Here is a 15,626-nt window from a genome sequence, read left to right as displayed (position 1 = left end):
CAAAATTCACTGTGCCGCTCTGTTTAAACATCGCTCCGCCCGCTGTCGCGATCTAATCAACCGCCGAACGAGCCTGTTGGCTGCGTAGTCGCTGCCGCAGGTGCCGGACGCCGACCTGAATGGCCATCAATGCTCTGCTCCGTGGTATGTCCCAACGCAGCTTAGACAATCCGCATCGCACCTATTGCCTCGAGATTAGGGTGCACCTAGGCTAGGTGCAGCAGCTTTATGCCCGGTGAGCCTCAAAAGCAGGCTCGGCGAAAGGATGGTTGGGTACTCTCCGTGTCAGGCTGCACATGATGCTCTAGAGCGGACCCATCTAAACCGCTCCCTTCAGTGCCCAAAGCATCCATTTCGAACCCCGGCGATTGCGCTGCTTGCGAGACGCATTTCGCCTCGATGTGCTCCCTTATCAACCCCGCATTTCTAATTGGTGGGCAGACGGTCTAACACTGTCAAGCAATGGCGACTTCCGTAGGAACTAAGGGATGCTGCTCGACGCGTTGTTGTATCTGCGTTCGATCAGTGCGTGCGCGGTCGTTCCTATCGGGCTTGATCTCGAGTGCCTGCTCCGTTGCGCCAGGATGGCGGGCGAAGCATTGTTGGCGATGGCTCGACGGACGCGACGGAACCCCGCGAATTTTAGCGCGAGCAAACTAGCTCGCCTTAGGACGATTCAGCTCCACAAGGCAAGTTTTGTTGATCGAGACGGTTGCCCGCTTGCGGCATGCTAATTTATCCCGGACCCAGGAGCCTCAGCCATTATCCTGCATGCGCTTTCAGTCCGGCAGCCGTTATGCCGGCCACAGCACAGGCCTCGTCATTGTCTGAGGTGTCGCCGGACACGCCGACGGCGCCGAGCAAGGTGGCGCCGTCCAGGATCAGCACGCCGCCGGGGACCGGCACCAGCGCCCCCTTGGCAATGGTATTCACGGAATCGATGAAATAGGCCTGCTCCTGCGCACGCTGGTACAAGGCGCGCGAGCCCATGCCCATGGCGAGCGCACCATAGGCCTTGCCGTGGGCGATCTCGGCGCGCATCAGGCTGGTGCCGTCCTGCGCCGCGGCGATCTTGAGCACGCCGCGTGCGTCCAGGATGGTGACGACCAGCGGCTTGAGCTTCAGCTCGGTGGACTTTACGAAGGCGGCGTCGAGGATCTTGCGGGCGGTATCGAGCGTGAGGTCAGCCATGGCTGGTTTCCTTTTTGGTGTGAGAAGTGGAATTTGCTCCGGCGCGGTCGAGGCTCATCGCCAGCACGCGCGCGACGTGAAGCGCTTCGCGCTGGGCGCCGTCGTGGATCTGATGCCGGCAGGAGGTGCCGTCGGCGACGACCAGCGTATTCTGGTCGGCGCGCCGCACGGCGGGCAGCAACGACAGCTCAGCCATCTCGATCGAGGCATCATAGGTGTCAGCGCCGTAACCGAACGCGCCGGCCATGCCACAGCAGCTCGCTTCGATGGTCTCGACCTTCAGGTCCGGAATGAGGCGCAGCACCTGCTCGACCGACTTGTAGGCGCCGAAGGATTTTTGGTGGCAATGACCGTGCACGACGGCCTTGTCGGCGACGGTACCGAGTAGCAGCTGCAGCCTTCCGGCCTCCGCTTCGCGTACCAAAAATTCCTCGAAAGTCAGCGCGTGGGCGCCGACGGCCCTGGCATCGTTGTCCTTGCGCAGCGAGGCGAGCTCGTCGCGCAGCGTCAGCAGGCAGCTCGGCTCGAGGCCGACGATCGGCACACCGCGGGCGGCAAAGGGCGCGAACGCGGCCACGAGGCGGTCGAGCTCGGCCCTGGCTTCGTCGACGAGACCGGCTGAGAGGAATGTACGGCCGCAGCAGAGCGGGCGACTGCCGCTCGTTGGCTTGGGCAGGTGCACGCGATAACCACCCGCCGCCAACACGCGGAGCGCGGCGTCGAGATTTTCGCGCTCGTAGATGCGATTGAAGGTGTCCGTGAACAACACGACTTCGCGGCCGGTCTCCGGCCCGACCGCTTCTGCGGGCGCCACGAACACGTCGCTGCGGAAGGCGGGTAGCGCCCGGCGCGCGCTGATGCCGGCAAAGCGCTCGAACAGCTTTCGCAGCAGCGGGCTGCGGTTGCGCAAATTGGCGAGTGGCGCGAAGTGCGATGCGAGACCGGCATAGCGCGGGAGGTAGCCGACCAAGCGATCGCGCAGGGTCAGGCCATGGGACGCTGCGCGGGCAGCGAGCACCTCGATCTTCATCTTAGCCATGTCGACGCCGGTCGGGCATTCGTGGCGGCAGGCCTTGCAGGAGACGCAGAGTTTTAGGGTCTCCATCATCTCGTCGGAGGACAACGCGTCGGGACCGAGCTGGCCGGAGATCGCGAGCCGCAAGCTGTTGGCGCGGCCGCGGGTGACGTCCTTCTCGTTGCGCGTCGCGCGGTAGGACGGGCACATCACACCGCCCTCGAGCTTGCGGCAGGCGCCGTTGTTGTTGCACATCTCGACCGCGCCCTGGAATCCGCCGCCGGCGCCGGGATAGGCGGACCAATCCAGCCTGGTCTTCAACTCGGTGACGCGATAGTCGGGTTTGAAGCGGAACAGCGAGCGATCGTCCATCCGGGGCGCATCGACGATCTTGCCGGGATTGAGGACGCCTTCGGGATCGAAGCGGCTCTTCACCTCCCTGAAGTCGGCGACGAGACGCGCGCCGAACATGGTCTCGTGGAATTCAGAGCGCACCAGGCCATCGCCATGCTCGCCGGAATGCGAGCCCTTGTACTCGCGCACCAGCGCGAAGGCTTCCTCGGCGATGGCCCGCATCGCCTTGACGTCCTTCTCCTGCTTCAGGTTCAGCACGGGCCGCACGTGCAGGCAGCCCTCGGAGGCATGCGCATACATCGTGCCGCTGGTGCCGTGCTTTGCGAAAACCTCGCTCAAGCGCGCGGTGTAGTCGGCCAGATGCGGCAACGGCACGGCGCAATCCTCGACGAACGAGACCGGCTTGCCCTCCTGCTTCATCGACATCATGACGTTGAGGCCGGCGGCGCGGAAATCGGCGATGCCGCTTTGCGGCGCGGGCTCGGTGATCTCCACCACGCCGCCCCATTTGCGCTTGTCGTTATTCCAGCCGAAGCCGAGATCGCCCATCAGCTCGCCAAGCTGCTTCAGGCGCAGGAGATTGTCCGCCTGGTCCTCCTCGGCGAACTCCACCACCAGAACGGCATCCGGATCGCCCTTGATGGCGGCGGAGATGATCGGCCTGAACATCGCGATGTCGCGGCCGAGCGCGAGCATGGTGCGGTCGACCAGCTCGACCGAGATCGGCTTGAGCTTGACCAGGTGCTGGGCGGCGTCCATCGCCTCGTAGAAACTGCCGAAATGACAGATGCCGAGCGCCTTGTTGCGGATGACAGGCCACAGCTTCAGCTCGACCTTGGTGGTGAAGGCGAGGGTGCCTTCGGAGCCGACCAGGAGATGCGCCATGTTGTTGCGCGCATTGCGCGGCGTCAGCGCATCGAGATTGTAGCCGCCGACCCGGCGCTGCACCTTTGGGAAGCGCGCGGCGATCTCGTCGGCCTCGCGAGCGCCGAGATCGAGCATGTCGCGGAACAGGGTGCGCACGCTGTCGTTCGCATCGAGATCGGAGAGATCGCGCGACACCTCGCCGTAGCGGCCCAGCGTGCCGTCGGCGAGCGCCGCCTCCATCGACAGCGTGTTGTCGCGCATCGTGCCGTAGCGCAAGCTACGGCCGCCGCAGGAATTGTTGCCGGCCATGCCGCCGATCGTGGCGCGCGAGGCCGTGGAGACGTCGACTGGAAACCACAGGCCGTGCTTCTTGAGCTGACGGTTGAGATCGTCGAGCACGATGCCGGGTTCGACCACGCAGGAGCGGCCGGCGACGTCGAGCGACAGGATCCGGTTCAGGTGCTTCGAGAGATCGACCACGAGGCCGTCATTGACGGTCTGGCCGCATTGCGAGGTGCCGCCGCCGCGCGGGGTGACCTTCAGTCCCTCGTCACGGGCGATCGCCAGTGCCCGCAAGGCGTCATCCATGGTCCTGGGCACGGCCACGCCGGCCGGCATGATCTGGTAGAATGAGGCGTCGGTGGCATAGCGGCCGCGGCTGAAGCCGTCGAACAGGACATCGCCGGTCATTTCCGCGCGCAGGCGCCGTTCGAGCGAGGAGGCGTTTGTCATCCCTGGTTCCCGGATTGATCCAGCGAGGCCCAGCCTTGCTGAGTTATTCATTATTTCTCACGACCGATTATATTATGAATTCAAAACGAGCAAGTCGGTCGCCCCTCAGGGCGACACCGGCGCGTCCTCTTGGGGCTCGGTCAGGTGCTCGATCGCGGCCGCCCGCTTGTTGCGCAGGTGCTGGAACAGGATGTCGCTGAGCTCGCTGGCGGCGCGGCGGCGCAGCGCATCGAGGATGGCCTCGTGCTCGCGCATCGCTTCCGCCCAGCGCTGCCGCTTGCGGGCGAAATTGGCTGAGTAACGGACCCGGCGGATGCGGCCTGCGAAGTTGGCGTAGGCGGTCTTCAGGGTCTCGTTGCGTGCGGCCGCGACGATGCTTTCGTGGATGCGCTGGTTGGTCTGGAAGTAGCCGTGCATGTCGCGATGCAGATAGTGCCCGTACATCTCGTAATGCAGCTGCTCGATCGCGGCGATTTCCTCATCCGTAATGGCTTCGCAGGCGAGGCGCCCGGCAAGGCTCTCCAGCCCCGCCATGACGTCGAACAGCTCCTCGAGGTCGCGCTGGCTGAGTTGGCGGACGCGCGCGCCGCGGTTGGGCAGAAGCTCGATCAGGCCCTCGGAAGCGAGCACTTTCAGGGCCTCGCGCAGCGGCGTGCGGGAGATGCCGAGCATCGCGCAGAGCTGCCGCTCGGGGACGCGCGCGCCGTCGGGAATATTGCCCTCGACCACGTAGTCGCGCAGCCGCAGCAGGATCTCGCCGTGAAGCGAGGCCTCCTGGCGGTCGCCGCCATTTGCGGCGGGTGGGGCGATCGGAACCCCGGTGTCGGGAATCGTGGATTTCATTTGCAGCACAATAGATTGCCTGTTCGATCGCGTCGATGTTCACAATCGAATACCAAAATTCGATTGAAATGACAAAAAATGAATGCAAAATGACTTCTGAAGCCGGCTTGAGTCCGCCGACAGGGAGGTTTTCATGCACCAGGGACGCCATTTCCTTCAGATTCCGGGCCCGAGCCCGGTCCCCGAGCGCGTCCTGCGCGCCATGGACATGCCGGTCATCGACCACCGGAGCGCGGAATTCGGCGAGCTCGGCCGCGCCGTGCTCGCGGGCAGCCAGACAATTTTCCAGACCGCGGGTCCGGTCGTGATCTTCCCCTCGTCGGGGACGGGCGCCTGGGAGGCTGCGATCGTCAACACACTGTCGCCTGGTGACCGGGTGCTGATGGTCGAGACCGGCCATTTCGCTACCCTGTGGCGGCAGATGGCGGGGCGGTTCGGCATCGAGGTCGACTTCGTGCCCGGCGACTGGCGCCGCGGCGCGGATCCCGCATTGATCGAGGCGAAGCTCACCGAGGACAAGGCGCGCGCGATCAAGGCCGTCATGGTCGTGCACAACGAGACCTCGACCGGCGCGACCAGCCGCATCGCCGAGATCCGCGCCGCGATCGACCGCACCGCGCATCCGGCGCTGCTGATGGTCGACACCATCTCCTCGCTCGGCTCGGTCGACTACCGCCACGACGAGTGGAAGGTCGATGTCAGCGTGAGCTGCTCGCAGAAGGGTTTCATGCTGCCGCCCGGTCTCGGCTTCAATGCGATCTCGGAGAAGGCCCGCGCTGCTGCGAAAACCAACAAGATGCCGCGCTCCTATTTCGACTGGGAGGAGATGCTCAAGCCCAACGCCAACGGCTTCTTCCCCTACACGCCGGCGACCAATCTGCTCTACGGCCTGCGAGAGGCGATCGCGATGCTGCTCGAAGAGGGGCTCGACAACGTGTTCGCGCGCCATCAGCGGCTGGCTGCCGCGACGCGTGCCGCCGTCAGTCACTGGGGCCTCGAGATCCTCTGCCAGGAGCCCTCGGAGTTCTCGCCGGTGCTCACCGCGGTGTTGATGCCGCCGGGCCACGACGCCGATCAGTTCCGCAAGATCGTGCTCGACAATTACAACATGTCGCTCGGCTCGGGCCTGTCGAAGGTCGCCGGAAAAGTCTTCCGCATCGGCCATCTCGGCGAATGCAACGCGCTGACGCTGCTCGGCGCGCTCACCGGCGTGGAGATGGGCCTGTCGGTTGCGGGCGTGCCGCATCGCTCCGGCGGTGTCGACGCCGCGATGAAGCTGCTGGAGCAGCGCGCGCAGGGCAATGCCTCGCCGCATCTGAAAGTGGTCGGCACCTAGGTCGCGCGGGACACGCAAGGCCAATCATAAAAAAGAGTCAGGGAGGGTGGAGATGGGAATTCGGTTCAAGGCCACGCATGTCGTCTTGGCGATGCTCTGCGCGATGTATTTCATCACCTATGTCGACCGGGTGAACATCGGCACCGCCGCGAGCGAGATCCAGAAAGAGCTGGGTCTGTCGAACACCCAGCTTGGCCTCGTCTTCTCCGCCTTCGCCTATCCCTATCTGCTGTTCCAGGTGATCGGCGGCTGGGTCGGCGATCGTTTCGGGCCGCGCAAGACGTTGTTCTGGTGCGGCATGATCTGGGCGGCGGCGACCATCTCGACCGGCTTCGTCAACGGCCTTGCCGCACTGTTCGTCGCGCGCTTCGCGCTCGGCTTCGGCGAGGGCGCGACCTTTCCGACGGCAACGCGCGCGATGCAATACTGGACGCCCGCGAATCGCCGCGGGTTTGCGCAGGGACTAACCCATTCCTTCGCGCGGCTCGGCAACGCCGTGACGCCGCCGGTGGTGGCGCTGCTCATCCTCTGGCTGACCTGGCGCGGCGCGTTCGTCGTGCTCGGTTTCGTCAGTCTGGTCTGGGGCGTCGTCTGGGTCTGGTACTTCCGCAACGAGCCGAAGGAGCACGCCTCCATCACCGAGGCCGAGCTCGCCGCACTACCGCCGCGCCCGACGGGCGAGCGGCCGCGCGTGCCGTGGGGGCCGTTGCTCGGCCGCATGTGGCCAGTGACGCTGACCTATTTCTGCTACGGCTGGTGCCTGTGGCTCTATCTCAACTGGCTGCCGCTGTTCTTCAAGAACAACTACAATCTCGACATCAAGAACTCGGCGCTGTTCGCCTCCGGCGTGTTCTTCGCCGGCGTTGTCGGCGACAGCGTCGGCGGCGTGCTCTCGGACAAGATCCTCGACCGCACTGGCAATGTCCGCCTGGCGCGGCTGAGCGTCACCGTTGCGGGATTTACGGGCGCGCTGCTTTCGCTGTTTCCGATCCTGTTCGTCCACGACATCACGATCGTCGCGCTGTGTCTGTCCGCCGGCTTCTTCTGCGCCGAGCTGGTGATCGGCCCGATGTGGTCGATCCCGATGGATATCGCCCCGAAATATTCCGGCACCGCCTCGGGACTCATGAATACCGGCTCGGCCTTCGCCGCCATCGTCTCCCCGCTCGTTGCCGGCTTCGTGATCGACGCGACCGGCAACTGGTACCTGCCGTTCCTGATGTCGATGGGGCTGCTGCTGCTCGGCGGCTTCTCCGCCTTCCTGATGCATCCGGAGCGCCCGTTCTCGGGGGCCGAGAGGCGCCTGCCTTTCGGAAAGGTGGTGGCCGCGGAGTAGGGGAAGCGCGGCCAGGGCGAGGCCCGCCGCTTATGCATGGGAGGCGTCTTAAGGAGAGGGGACAAGCCGGTCAAATGGTGCTATTCGGCGGCCATCAAAACCAAGGCTAGACCGGGAAGGACGCCGATGACCGTGCACACTGGAAGGCATTTCTTACAGATTCCAGGACCGACCAACGTGCCCGACCGGGTGCTGCGGGCGATGGACATGCCGACGCTGGACCATCGCGGTCCGGAGTTCGCCGAGCTCGGTTTTGCTGTCCTCGCCTCGATGCAGCGAGTGTTCCGCACCCAGCAGCCGGTGATCATCTTCCCCTCGTCCGGCACCGGTGCCTGGGAAGCGGCGATGGTCAACGTGTTCGCCCCCGGCGACAAGGTTTTGATGTGCGAGACCGGCCAGTTCGCCGTGCTGTGGCGCGGCATCGCCGACAAGTTCAAGCTCGACGTCGACTTTATCCCGAGCGACTGGCGCCATGGCGCCGACCTCGCCGAGATCGAGAAGCGCCTTGCCGCCGACAAGCAGCACACGATCAAGGCGGTCTGCGTCGTCCACAACGAGACCTCGACCGGCTGCGTGACGCCGCCGCTCGAGGTGCGCAAGTTGCTCGACCGCGTCAAGCATCCGGCCCTCCTGATGGTTGACACCATCTCCGGCCTTGGGTCGATGGAATACGAGCACGATGCCTGGGGCATCGACGTCTCGGTCGCCGGCTCGCAGAAGGGCCTGATGCTGCCCCCGGGCCTCGGCTTCAACGCCGTCTCGGAGAAGGCGCTCGCGGTGGCGAAGGCCAACCCCGGCATGCGCTCCTACTGGGACTGGCAGGAGGTCATCTCCTTCAACAAGCTCGGCACCTTCCCCTACACGCCCGCGACCAATCTGCTCTACGGCCTGCGTGAAGCGGTCAAGATGCTGGAAGAGGAGGGGCTGGAGAATGTCTGGACCCGCCACAAGCGGCACAGCGCCGCGACGCGCGCCGCGGTCAAGGTCTGGGGCCTGGAGACGCAGTGCGCCGATCCCGCCGCACACTCGCCGGCGCTGACCGGCGTGCGCGTGCCCGATGGACACGACGCCGACGCCTTCCGCAAGGTGGTGCTCGAAAACTTCGACATGTCGCTCGGCACGGGCCTGAACAAGGTCAAGGGCAAGGTGTTCCGCATCGGCCATATCGGCCATTTCAACGAACTGATGCTGATGGGCACGCTTGCCGGCGTCGAGATGGGCCTGGATCTTGCAAAGATTCCGCACCGGAGCGGCGGCGTTTTGGCGGCCATGGACGTCCTGAAGGGACGCGACGCGGTGCCGATGGCCAAGGCCCAGGTGGCCTGAAGGCTCAGGTGGCCTGAATTAACTTAGAAAGTGAGCGCGCGATGAACGCACCGACGACGACCAACGAAGACCTGCTCTACTCCGTCCAGGACGGCATCGCGCGGATCACCTTCAACCGCCCTCAGGCGCGTAACGCAATGACCTTCGCCATGTATGACCGCATGGCGGAGATCTGCCAGGAGATCAACGCCGATCGCTCGATCAAGGCGCTGATCCTGACCGGCGCCGGCGACAAGGCCTTCGCCTCCGGCACCGACATTTCTCAGTTCCGCGCCTTCAAGACTGCGCAAGACGCGCTCGACTACGAGGCCCGCATCGACCGCGTGCTCGGCACGCTCGAGCAGTGCCGTGTGCCCGTGATCGCGGCGATCGCGGGAGCCTGCACCGGCGGCGGCGCCGGCATCGCGGCCTGCTGCGACCTTCGCATCGGTACCGAAACCACGCGCATCGGCTTTCCGATCGCACGCACGCTCGGCAACTGCCTGTCGATGTCGAACATCAGCCGTGTCGTCTCGCTGGTGGGACCTGCCCGCACCAAGGATCTGATCTTCAAGGCGCGCCTCGTCGAGGCGCAGGAAGCGCTGTCGCTCGGCCTGCTCAACGAGGTCGTGCCCGACGTAGAGACGCTGCAGCGCCGTGCCGACGAGACCGCCAAGCTCGTCGCAAGCCATGCGCCGCTCACGCTTGAAGCGACCAAGGAGGCCGTGCGCCGCATCCGCCGCACGCTGTCGCGCGAAGAGGGCGAGGACCTGATCCTCAAGGCCTATATGAGCGAAGATTTCCGCGAGGGCATGGACGCCTTTCTCAACAAGCGTACACCGAACTGGAAGGGCAAGTAGCGTGCAACACTACGTCTCCGCGTCTCGATCACTCAACTCGCCGCCGCGGGACCGCCGAGGCAGCGACTTTGCAAGCGACGAGGTCAACCCGGCCAGAAATAGCCCCAGCGCAAAAGTAATTGTTCGCTCAGCCAGCCGATCCAAATTGCGGGCGCCATAAAAAGTCCGAACGGCAAGACTGCTGTACGTCGCAGCGACCGCCGTCGCACGACGGCATTGGCGGTGTAGGCGGCAATCGCCGAAAGTGCCGCCAATTCGATCACCGCAGCCGCCGTTGGGAGTTCGAGCCAGGCACCGGCAACTGCGGCAAGCTTGACGTCCCCAAGCCCCAATCCGTTCCGGCCGCGCCAGTGGCGGTAGTACAACAAGAGAAGAAGCAACGGCAGACTTACCGCTGAGGCGCGAAAGACCAGCCACAGCATGGATGATGCACTGGCATTGAATAAGATTGATCCGCGTAACAAAGCAATTCCAAAAGCCGCGGCGGTCAGCTCGTTTGGAATGAGGTAGTGGCGGGCGTCGTTGCAGGCGATGCCGAGCATTAGGGCGGCGAGGTATGCACCTAACAGCCCATCCGTGCCCGGCGCGATCATGAGGCTTGTGACAACGAACACGAATACGACAACAGCGAATACCAAAGTGCTTTGAACTACCCCTGATTTTCCTCCGGTGGAATTTCGATTGAAATAGACCATAGGCTCTCGGCATCTGCGAAATGAGGAAACGCGCCCGTTCTTCACTGAAGCAACTGGAGACCAGTGATCATTTCGGTTGCATCCGGCGTGTTGCCCCGTCCGCCCGATGATCTCGCGGGCTTTGTGGCACAAAGCTGTGACACATTATCTCTCACCGCCAAACAGCAGGTAATTCCCGAACGATCGTAGGGGGCAACCCGAACTGCAACGTTGATTTGGGGGCTCGCCTTCTATTCCAGTCCCGAGATTTTGGCGGTCGAGCTTGCAATCGATCTCATTCCAAAGTCATAAGCCGAGCGGCGCCGGGCCGGCTTGAACTGCCCGGCATTCGCCCGCACAATGCAATTCGCATTGCTTCGCGAATTGCCAATCCGAACAATAACATAGGCGAAAACTTGGGGRGACGCACGTGGGACATGGAATGAAGGCCGCGGTCGTGCTGGCCGCCGCGCTTTGTGGCGCGCCGGCTTTTGCCGGCTGGGAGCCGACCAAGCCCGTCGAGATCGTGGTGGCCGCCGGCGCGGGCGGCGCCTCCGACCAGATGGCGCGGATGATGCAGGCCGCCATTCAGAAGAACAATCTGATGAAGCAGCCGATCGTCGTCTCGCTCAAGGGCGGCGCCTCGGGCGCGGAAGCGCTGATGTACATGAAGTCCAGCGAAGGCGACCCGAACAAGGTGCTGATCGCCTATTCGCTGATCTACATGCTGCCGTTGTCGGCGAAGATCCCGTTCAACTGGCGCGAGCTGACGCCGGTCTCGGTGATCGCGCTCGACCAGTTCGTACTGTGGGACAACAGCGCAGGTCCGAAGACGGTGAAGGAATTCGTCGCGGCCGCGAAGGCGGCGAGTTCGCCGTTCAAGATGGGCGGCACCGGCTCCAAGCGCGAGGATCACGTGTTGACCGTCTTCCTCGAGCAGAAGACCGGCGCGAAATTCTCCTATCTGCCCTATAAGTCCGGCGGCGAGGCCGCGACCCAGCTCGTCGGCAACCACACCGAATCCAACGTCAACAACCCGAGCGAAAATCTCGAAGTCTGGCGTGCCGGCCAGGTGCGCCCGCTCTGCGTGTTCGACAAGGAGCGCATCTCCTACACCAGCAAGGTGACGGATACGCAATCCTGGGCCGACATCCCGACCTGTAAGGAGGAGGGCGTTGACGTCCAGTATCTGATGCTACGCGCGATGTTCCTGCCCGGCAAGGTCACGCCGGAGCAGCAGGCGTTCTATGTCGATCTGTTCCACAAGGTGACGCAGACCGCGGAATACAAGGACTACATGGAAAAGCAGGCGCTGAAGCCGATCTTCCTCACCGGCAGGGACATGGTGCAATTCCTCGAGGAGGACGACGCCACCAACAAGTCGCTGATGACGGAAGCCGGATTCGTCGCGAAGTAGCCGTCTCTCTTCTCCCTCGCCCCGTTCTTACGGAGAGAGGGCAGGGGTGAGGGGCTCTCTCCCCGAAGAGAGTGGCAGGCGGACTCGCAGAGAGTCCCCCCTCACCCGGCGCTTCGGCGTTCTAGAAAACGGCCGCGGACGCGGCCTCTGCCTCTTCCCGCAAGCGGGGCGAGGTGACATCACTCCCGGCTTTTGCAAAGCAGCTCATGTCCCAAACCGAACTTGAAATCGTCGTCGACGATCCGACCGCGCCTGAAGACGACTCACCCTCTGTCGTCTCCTCCGGCACGATCGAGATATTCGTCTGCCTGCTGTTGCTCGCGTTGGCCGCAACGCTTGGCTATGACAATTGGCGCACCGGCGCCTCCTGGGATTCGACCGGGCCGGAGCCCGGCTATTTCCCGTTCTATCTCTCCGTCATCCTCGGTGGCAGCAGCCTCTATGGCCTGATTGCAGCCTTTGTGGCGCACCGCGCTGTATCCGAAAGCTTCGTCACGCGTGCGCAAGCGCGCCGTGTGATGGCGGTGTTCGTGCCGACGCTTCTGTTCTGCCTGGTGATGCAGTTCCTCGGCCTCTACGTCGCGAGCTTCCTCCTGATCGTGGGCTTCATGCGGCTCGTCGGCAAGATCGCGCTGTGGRAGTCGCTGCTCACGGCCTTCCTGTTCACGGCGATCATGTTCGTCACCTTCGACATCGCCTTCGACGTCATCATGCCGAAAGGGCCGCTCGAAGCGGCCTTCGGCTACTAGGCGCTCACGATGGAAGCTTTCGGTCTCCTGCTTCATGGCTTCGCCGTCCTGCTGACGTGGAAGACGCTCGTGCTGATGATGGTCGGGCTGGTGCTCGGCATCTTCGTCGGCGTGCTGCCCGGGCTCGGCGGCCCCAACGGCGTGGCGATCCTGCTGCCGCTCACCTTCACGATGGATCCGACCTCGGCGATCGTGATGCTGTCCTGCATCTACTGGGGCGCGCTGTTCGGCGGCGCCATCACCTCGATCCTGTTCAACATCCCCGGCGAGGCCTGGTCGGTCGCGACCACCTTCGACGGCTATCCGATGGCACAGCAGGGCAGGGCGGCGGAGGCGCTGACGGCGGCGTTCACGTCCTCCTTCATCGGCTCGCTGGTCGCGGTGCTGCTGATCACCTTCCTCGCACCGATGATCTCGTCCTTTGCGTTGAAGTTCGGTCCGCCCGAGTTCTTCGCTGTTTATCTGCTGACCTTCTGCTCCTTCGTCGGATTGGGGCGCGAGGCCAAGCACAAGACGGTCATCTCGATGTCGCTGGGGCTGCTGCTCGCGGGCGTCGGCATGGATACCGTGTCCGGCCAGTTGCGCATGACCTTCGGCTCGGCCGAGCTCTTGCGCGGCATCAACTTCCTTGTTGCCGTCATCGGCCTGTTCGGCATCAGCGAGATCCTGCTGACAATGGAGGAGCGGCTGGCGCTGCGTGGACACGCCGCGAGCATTTCGCTCCGCGTTGTGCTGAGCGTCTGGAAGGACCTGCCGAAATACTGGGTTACGCTGCTGCGTTCCTCCTTCATCGGCTGCTGGCTCGGCATCACCCCGGGCGGCGCGATCGCGGCGTCCTTCATGGGTTACAACCTCGCAAAACGCTTCGCCAAGGATCCCGAGAGCTTTGGCAAGGGCCGTATCGAGGGGGTGTTCGCGCCGGAGACGGCGGCGCATGCCTCCGGCACCTCGGCGCTGCTGCCGATGCTGGCGCTCGGCATTCCCGGTTCCGGCACCGCCGCGATCCTGCTCGGCGGGTTGATGGTGTGGGGACTCAATCCGGGCCCGCTGCTGTTCGTCGAGCACAAGGACTTCGTCTGGGGCCTGATCGCCTCGATGTATCTCGGCAATGTCGTCGGCCTCGTGCTGGTGCTGACGACGGTGCCGATCTTCGCCTCGATCCTGCGCGTGCCGTTCGCCGCGGTGGCGCCGATGATCGTGGTGTCCTGCGCGATCGGCGCCTATGCGATCCAGAACGCGATGTTCGACATCTGGCTGATGCTGGGCTTCGGCGTCGTCGGCTACGTTTTCAAGAAGATCGGCATCCCGCTCGCGCCGTTCACCCTGGCGCTCGTGCTCGGCAACCGCGCCGAGGATGCCTTCCGCTTGTCGATGATTGGGTCCGGCGGCAACCTCAAGGTGTTCTGGTCGAACAGCCTGGTCGGCTCGATCACAACTTTGGCGATCGTGCTGTTATTTTGGCCTGTGATCGACCGCTTGCTGCGCTGCGTCGGATGGCCGCGGCGGGCGAAGCCTGCCGCTTGACCCAATGTATGGTCCGGCCGTGCGTAGCAAGAGGTTCGTCGATCAGGTAGTGAGTGGTCTTGCATCAATGTATCCGGCCTTTGATTGGAGCATTTGCTCCGGGAGTTCCTGTGTTCGAGCCAGGGGCCGTTCCTTCGTCCCGGCCCGCAGGACGTGCGTCGCGTCGCGCGCACGGGCGGTCAAGGCCGGCCGTTGCGCTTGGCTTGCGGCTGGCTCCGGCGTTGCCAGGCCGCGCCTTGACCGCGCCGAGCACGGCGCGAGGATCAAGCGGGTCGGACGCCTGCATCGTTGGTCCTTGTCAGCTCGAAGGCGCGTCCTTTAGCCAGCACCGCCCAGGCGATGCGGGCAAGCTTGTTGGCGAGTGCGATCGCCAGCACGTTGTGGTGCAATCGCTTCTTGGCGGCTTCGATCCARGATCTGAGTCCGTAACGTTCCCAGTTCTTGATCCTGACCAGCACMACCCATGCCGCCTGSACGAACAGAACGCGSAGGTAGCGATTGCCGCGCCKTGAGATTTTGCCGAGGATCGTGCGGTCTCCCGTCGAGATCTGCTTGGGCACCAGTCCGAGCCAGGCGCCGAAGTCACGGCCTTTGGAGAAGACGTCTCCAGTGCCGATCGCGGCCACCATGGCGCTCGAAATGATCGGCCCGATGCCAGGCACCGTCATCAGGCGCGAACATGCCTGATCTTGACGGGCCAGTGCTTCGATCTCGCCGGAGAGGCTATCGATGCGATGATCCAGCTGACGCCAGTCGCCTGTCAACTCCTCGATGACACGCAACATGCGTGGCGACAGGGCATCGGTGCGCGTCGCAAGGATGGTGGGCAGTTCTGTGCGCAGGAAGCCGATACCCTGGCGCACCGCGATCCCGCGTTCCAGCATGAAGGCGCGAATCTGGTTGATGATGCCGGTGCGTTGCGACACCAGCCGCTCGCGCACCCGATGCAGCGCCTGCAGATCSAGTTGCTCCRCTGTCTTGGTCGCCACGAACTTCATCGTYGGGCGCTGCACGGCTTCGGCAATCGYTTCGGCRTCRTTGAAGTCGTTCTTCKGTCCYTTGCTATAAGGGCGGACATATTTGGCCGGCATCAGCCTGGCATCGTGACCAAGCGATGCGAGTTTGCGGCTCAAATGATGTGCGCCGACGCAGGCTTCCATGCCGATCAGGCAAGGCGGCATATTGGCGAGCCGCGCCTCCACCTGGCCACGCGACCACTTTTGCCGCAGCACGATGGCRCCGCGCGCATCGTGGCCCACGACATGGAACGAGTTTTTGCCGATATCGATGCCGATCACGGCGATCGCGGTATTGAGTGTCTGGGACATGGCGTGCTCCTTGTCTTGGCGCCCCTGGCCAGCTTATCGCTGGCGGGGCAGGAGCACGGCCGGACCATCCCATTAGCCCGGACCATCCCATTAGC

The 15,626-nt window shown here is 64.0% G+C and carries 12 protein-coding genes; 7 read left to right on the top strand and 5 right to left on the bottom strand.

Annotated elements, in window-relative coordinates; genetic code table 11:
* Window positions 1-762: 762 nt before the first annotated feature.
* The 3 genes from AB4Z51_RS32480 to AB4Z51_RS32470 all read right to left on the bottom strand — a co-directional run bounded on the left by AB4Z51_RS32480 (window position 763) and on the right by AB4Z51_RS32470 (window position 5,002).
* Complete coding sequence (locus tag AB4Z51_RS32480; RefSeq protein ID WP_135215088.1) at window positions 763-1,191, bottom strand: GlcG/HbpS family heme-binding protein; 429 nt, start codon at window positions 1,189-1,191, stop codon at window positions 763-765.
* On the bottom strand, window positions 1,184-4,159 hold the full coding sequence (locus AB4Z51_RS32475; protein ID WP_441498773.1) for an FAD-binding and (Fe-S)-binding domain-containing protein: 2,976 nt from the start codon (window positions 4,157-4,159) through the stop codon (window positions 1,184-1,186). Before AB4Z51_RS32475 ends, AB4Z51_RS32480 begins: the two co-directional genes overlap by 8 nt.
* 105 nt (window positions 4,160-4,264) lie before the next feature.
* Entirely contained in the window at window positions 4,265-5,002 is a 738-nt protein-coding gene (locus AB4Z51_RS32470; protein WP_441498772.1) for a GntR family transcriptional regulator, read from the bottom strand.
* A gap of 133 nt (window positions 5,003-5,135) precedes the next feature.
* On the opposite strand from AB4Z51_RS32470, the gene AB4Z51_RS32465 reads away from it, so the two are divergent.
* The 4 genes from AB4Z51_RS32465 to AB4Z51_RS32450 all read left to right on the top strand — a co-directional run bounded on the left by AB4Z51_RS32465 (window position 5,136) and on the right by AB4Z51_RS32450 (window position 9,839).
* Window positions 5,136-6,338: a pyridoxal-phosphate-dependent aminotransferase family protein gene (locus AB4Z51_RS32465; protein WP_441498771.1), complete on the top strand. Its 1,203-nt coding sequence runs from the start codon at window positions 5,136-5,138 to the stop codon at window positions 6,336-6,338.
* Between the two features lie 52 nt (window positions 6,339-6,390).
* The gene (locus AB4Z51_RS32460; protein ID WP_441498770.1) at window positions 6,391-7,674 is read left to right on the top strand and encodes an MFS transporter; all 1,284 of its coding nucleotides are present in this window, start codon (window positions 6,391-6,393) and stop codon (window positions 7,672-7,674) included.
* Between the two features lie 126 nt (window positions 7,675-7,800).
* Window positions 7,801-9,000, top strand: coding sequence for a pyridoxal-phosphate-dependent aminotransferase family protein (locus tag AB4Z51_RS32455; RefSeq protein WP_441498769.1), 1,200 nt, complete (start codon window positions 7,801-7,803; stop codon window positions 8,998-9,000).
* 41 nt (window positions 9,001-9,041) lie between these two features.
* Window positions 9,042-9,839: an enoyl-CoA hydratase/isomerase family protein gene (locus AB4Z51_RS32450; protein WP_028156590.1), complete on the top strand. Its 798-nt coding sequence runs from the start codon at window positions 9,042-9,044 to the stop codon at window positions 9,837-9,839.
* Window positions 9,840-9,922: 83 nt separating this feature from the next.
* Here the strand turns inward: AB4Z51_RS32450 and AB4Z51_RS32445 are convergent, their stop codons facing one another.
* Window positions 9,923-10,534: a prepilin peptidase gene (locus AB4Z51_RS32445; RefSeq protein WP_441498768.1), complete on the bottom strand. Its 612-nt coding sequence runs from the start codon at window positions 10,532-10,534 to the stop codon at window positions 9,923-9,925.
* Between the two features lie 421 nt (window positions 10,535-10,955).
* Between AB4Z51_RS32445 and AB4Z51_RS32440 the strand changes: the two genes are divergently transcribed.
* The 3 genes from AB4Z51_RS32440 (at window position 10,956) to AB4Z51_RS32430 (ending at window position 14,203) form a co-directional block, all read left to right on the top strand.
* Window positions 10,956-11,930: a Bug family tripartite tricarboxylate transporter substrate binding protein gene (locus AB4Z51_RS32440; RefSeq protein ID WP_441498767.1), complete on the top strand. Its 975-nt coding sequence runs from the start codon at window positions 10,956-10,958 to the stop codon at window positions 11,928-11,930.
* A gap of 206 nt (window positions 11,931-12,136) precedes the next feature.
* Window positions 12,137-12,679 carry a tripartite tricarboxylate transporter TctB family protein gene (locus AB4Z51_RS32435; RefSeq protein ID WP_441498766.1) on the top strand — a complete coding sequence of 181 codons (543 nt, stop codon included), beginning with the start codon at window positions 12,137-12,139 and terminating at the stop codon, window positions 12,677-12,679.
* A 9-nt stretch (window positions 12,680-12,688) separates the two neighbouring features.
* Complete coding sequence (locus AB4Z51_RS32430; protein WP_441498765.1) at window positions 12,689-14,203, top strand: tripartite tricarboxylate transporter permease; 1,515 nt, start codon at window positions 12,689-12,691, stop codon at window positions 14,201-14,203.
* A 263-nt stretch (window positions 14,204-14,466) separates the two neighbouring features.
* Here the strand turns inward: AB4Z51_RS32430 and AB4Z51_RS32425 are convergent, their stop codons facing one another.
* Window positions 14,467-15,531, bottom strand: coding sequence for an IS110 family transposase (locus tag AB4Z51_RS32425; protein WP_441498764.1), 1,065 nt, complete (start codon window positions 15,529-15,531; stop codon window positions 14,467-14,469).
* Window positions 15,532-15,626: the final 95 nt, after the last annotated feature.

The sequence above is a fragment of the Bradyrhizobium sp. 2TAF36 genome (genome assembly GCF_052114925.1).
Classification (GTDB): domain Bacteria; phylum Pseudomonadota; class Alphaproteobacteria; order Rhizobiales; family Xanthobacteraceae; genus Bradyrhizobium; species Bradyrhizobium barranii.
The sequence above is the reverse complement of the archived record's forward strand: the minus strand, read 5'-3'. Positions and strand labels throughout refer to the sequence as shown.

Coding starts and splice junctions, on each gene's coding strand:
- AB4Z51_RS32475 (WP_441498773.1), bottom strand. CDS start 4,159: ATGACAAACGCCTCCTCGCTCGAACGGCGCCTGCGCGCGGAAATGACC.
- AB4Z51_RS32480 (WP_135215088.1), bottom strand. CDS start 1,191: ATGGCTGACCTCACGCTCGATACCGCCCGCAAGATCCTCGACGCCGCC.
- AB4Z51_RS32445 (WP_441498768.1), bottom strand. CDS start 10,534: ATGGTCTATTTCAATCGAAATTCCACCGGAGGAAAATCAGGGGTAGTT.
- AB4Z51_RS32440 (WP_441498767.1), top strand. CDS start 10,956: ATGAAGGCCGCGGTCGTGCTGGCCGCCGCGCTTTGTGGCGCGCCGGCT.
- AB4Z51_RS32430 (WP_441498765.1), top strand. CDS start 12,689: ATGGAAGCTTTCGGTCTCCTGCTTCATGGCTTCGCCGTCCTGCTGACG.
- AB4Z51_RS32465 (WP_441498771.1), top strand. CDS start 5,136: ATGCACCAGGGACGCCATTTCCTTCAGATTCCGGGCCCGAGCCCGGTC.
- AB4Z51_RS32470 (WP_441498772.1), bottom strand. CDS start 5,002: ATGAAATCCACGATTCCCGACACCGGGGTTCCGATCGCCCCACCCGCC.
- AB4Z51_RS32460 (WP_441498770.1), top strand. CDS start 6,391: ATGGGAATTCGGTTCAAGGCCACGCATGTCGTCTTGGCGATGCTCTGC.
- AB4Z51_RS32450 (WP_028156590.1), top strand. CDS start 9,042: ATGAACGCACCGACGACGACCAACGAAGACCTGCTCTACTCCGTCCAG.
- AB4Z51_RS32455 (WP_441498769.1), top strand. CDS start 7,801: ATGACCGTGCACACTGGAAGGCATTTCTTACAGATTCCAGGACCGACC.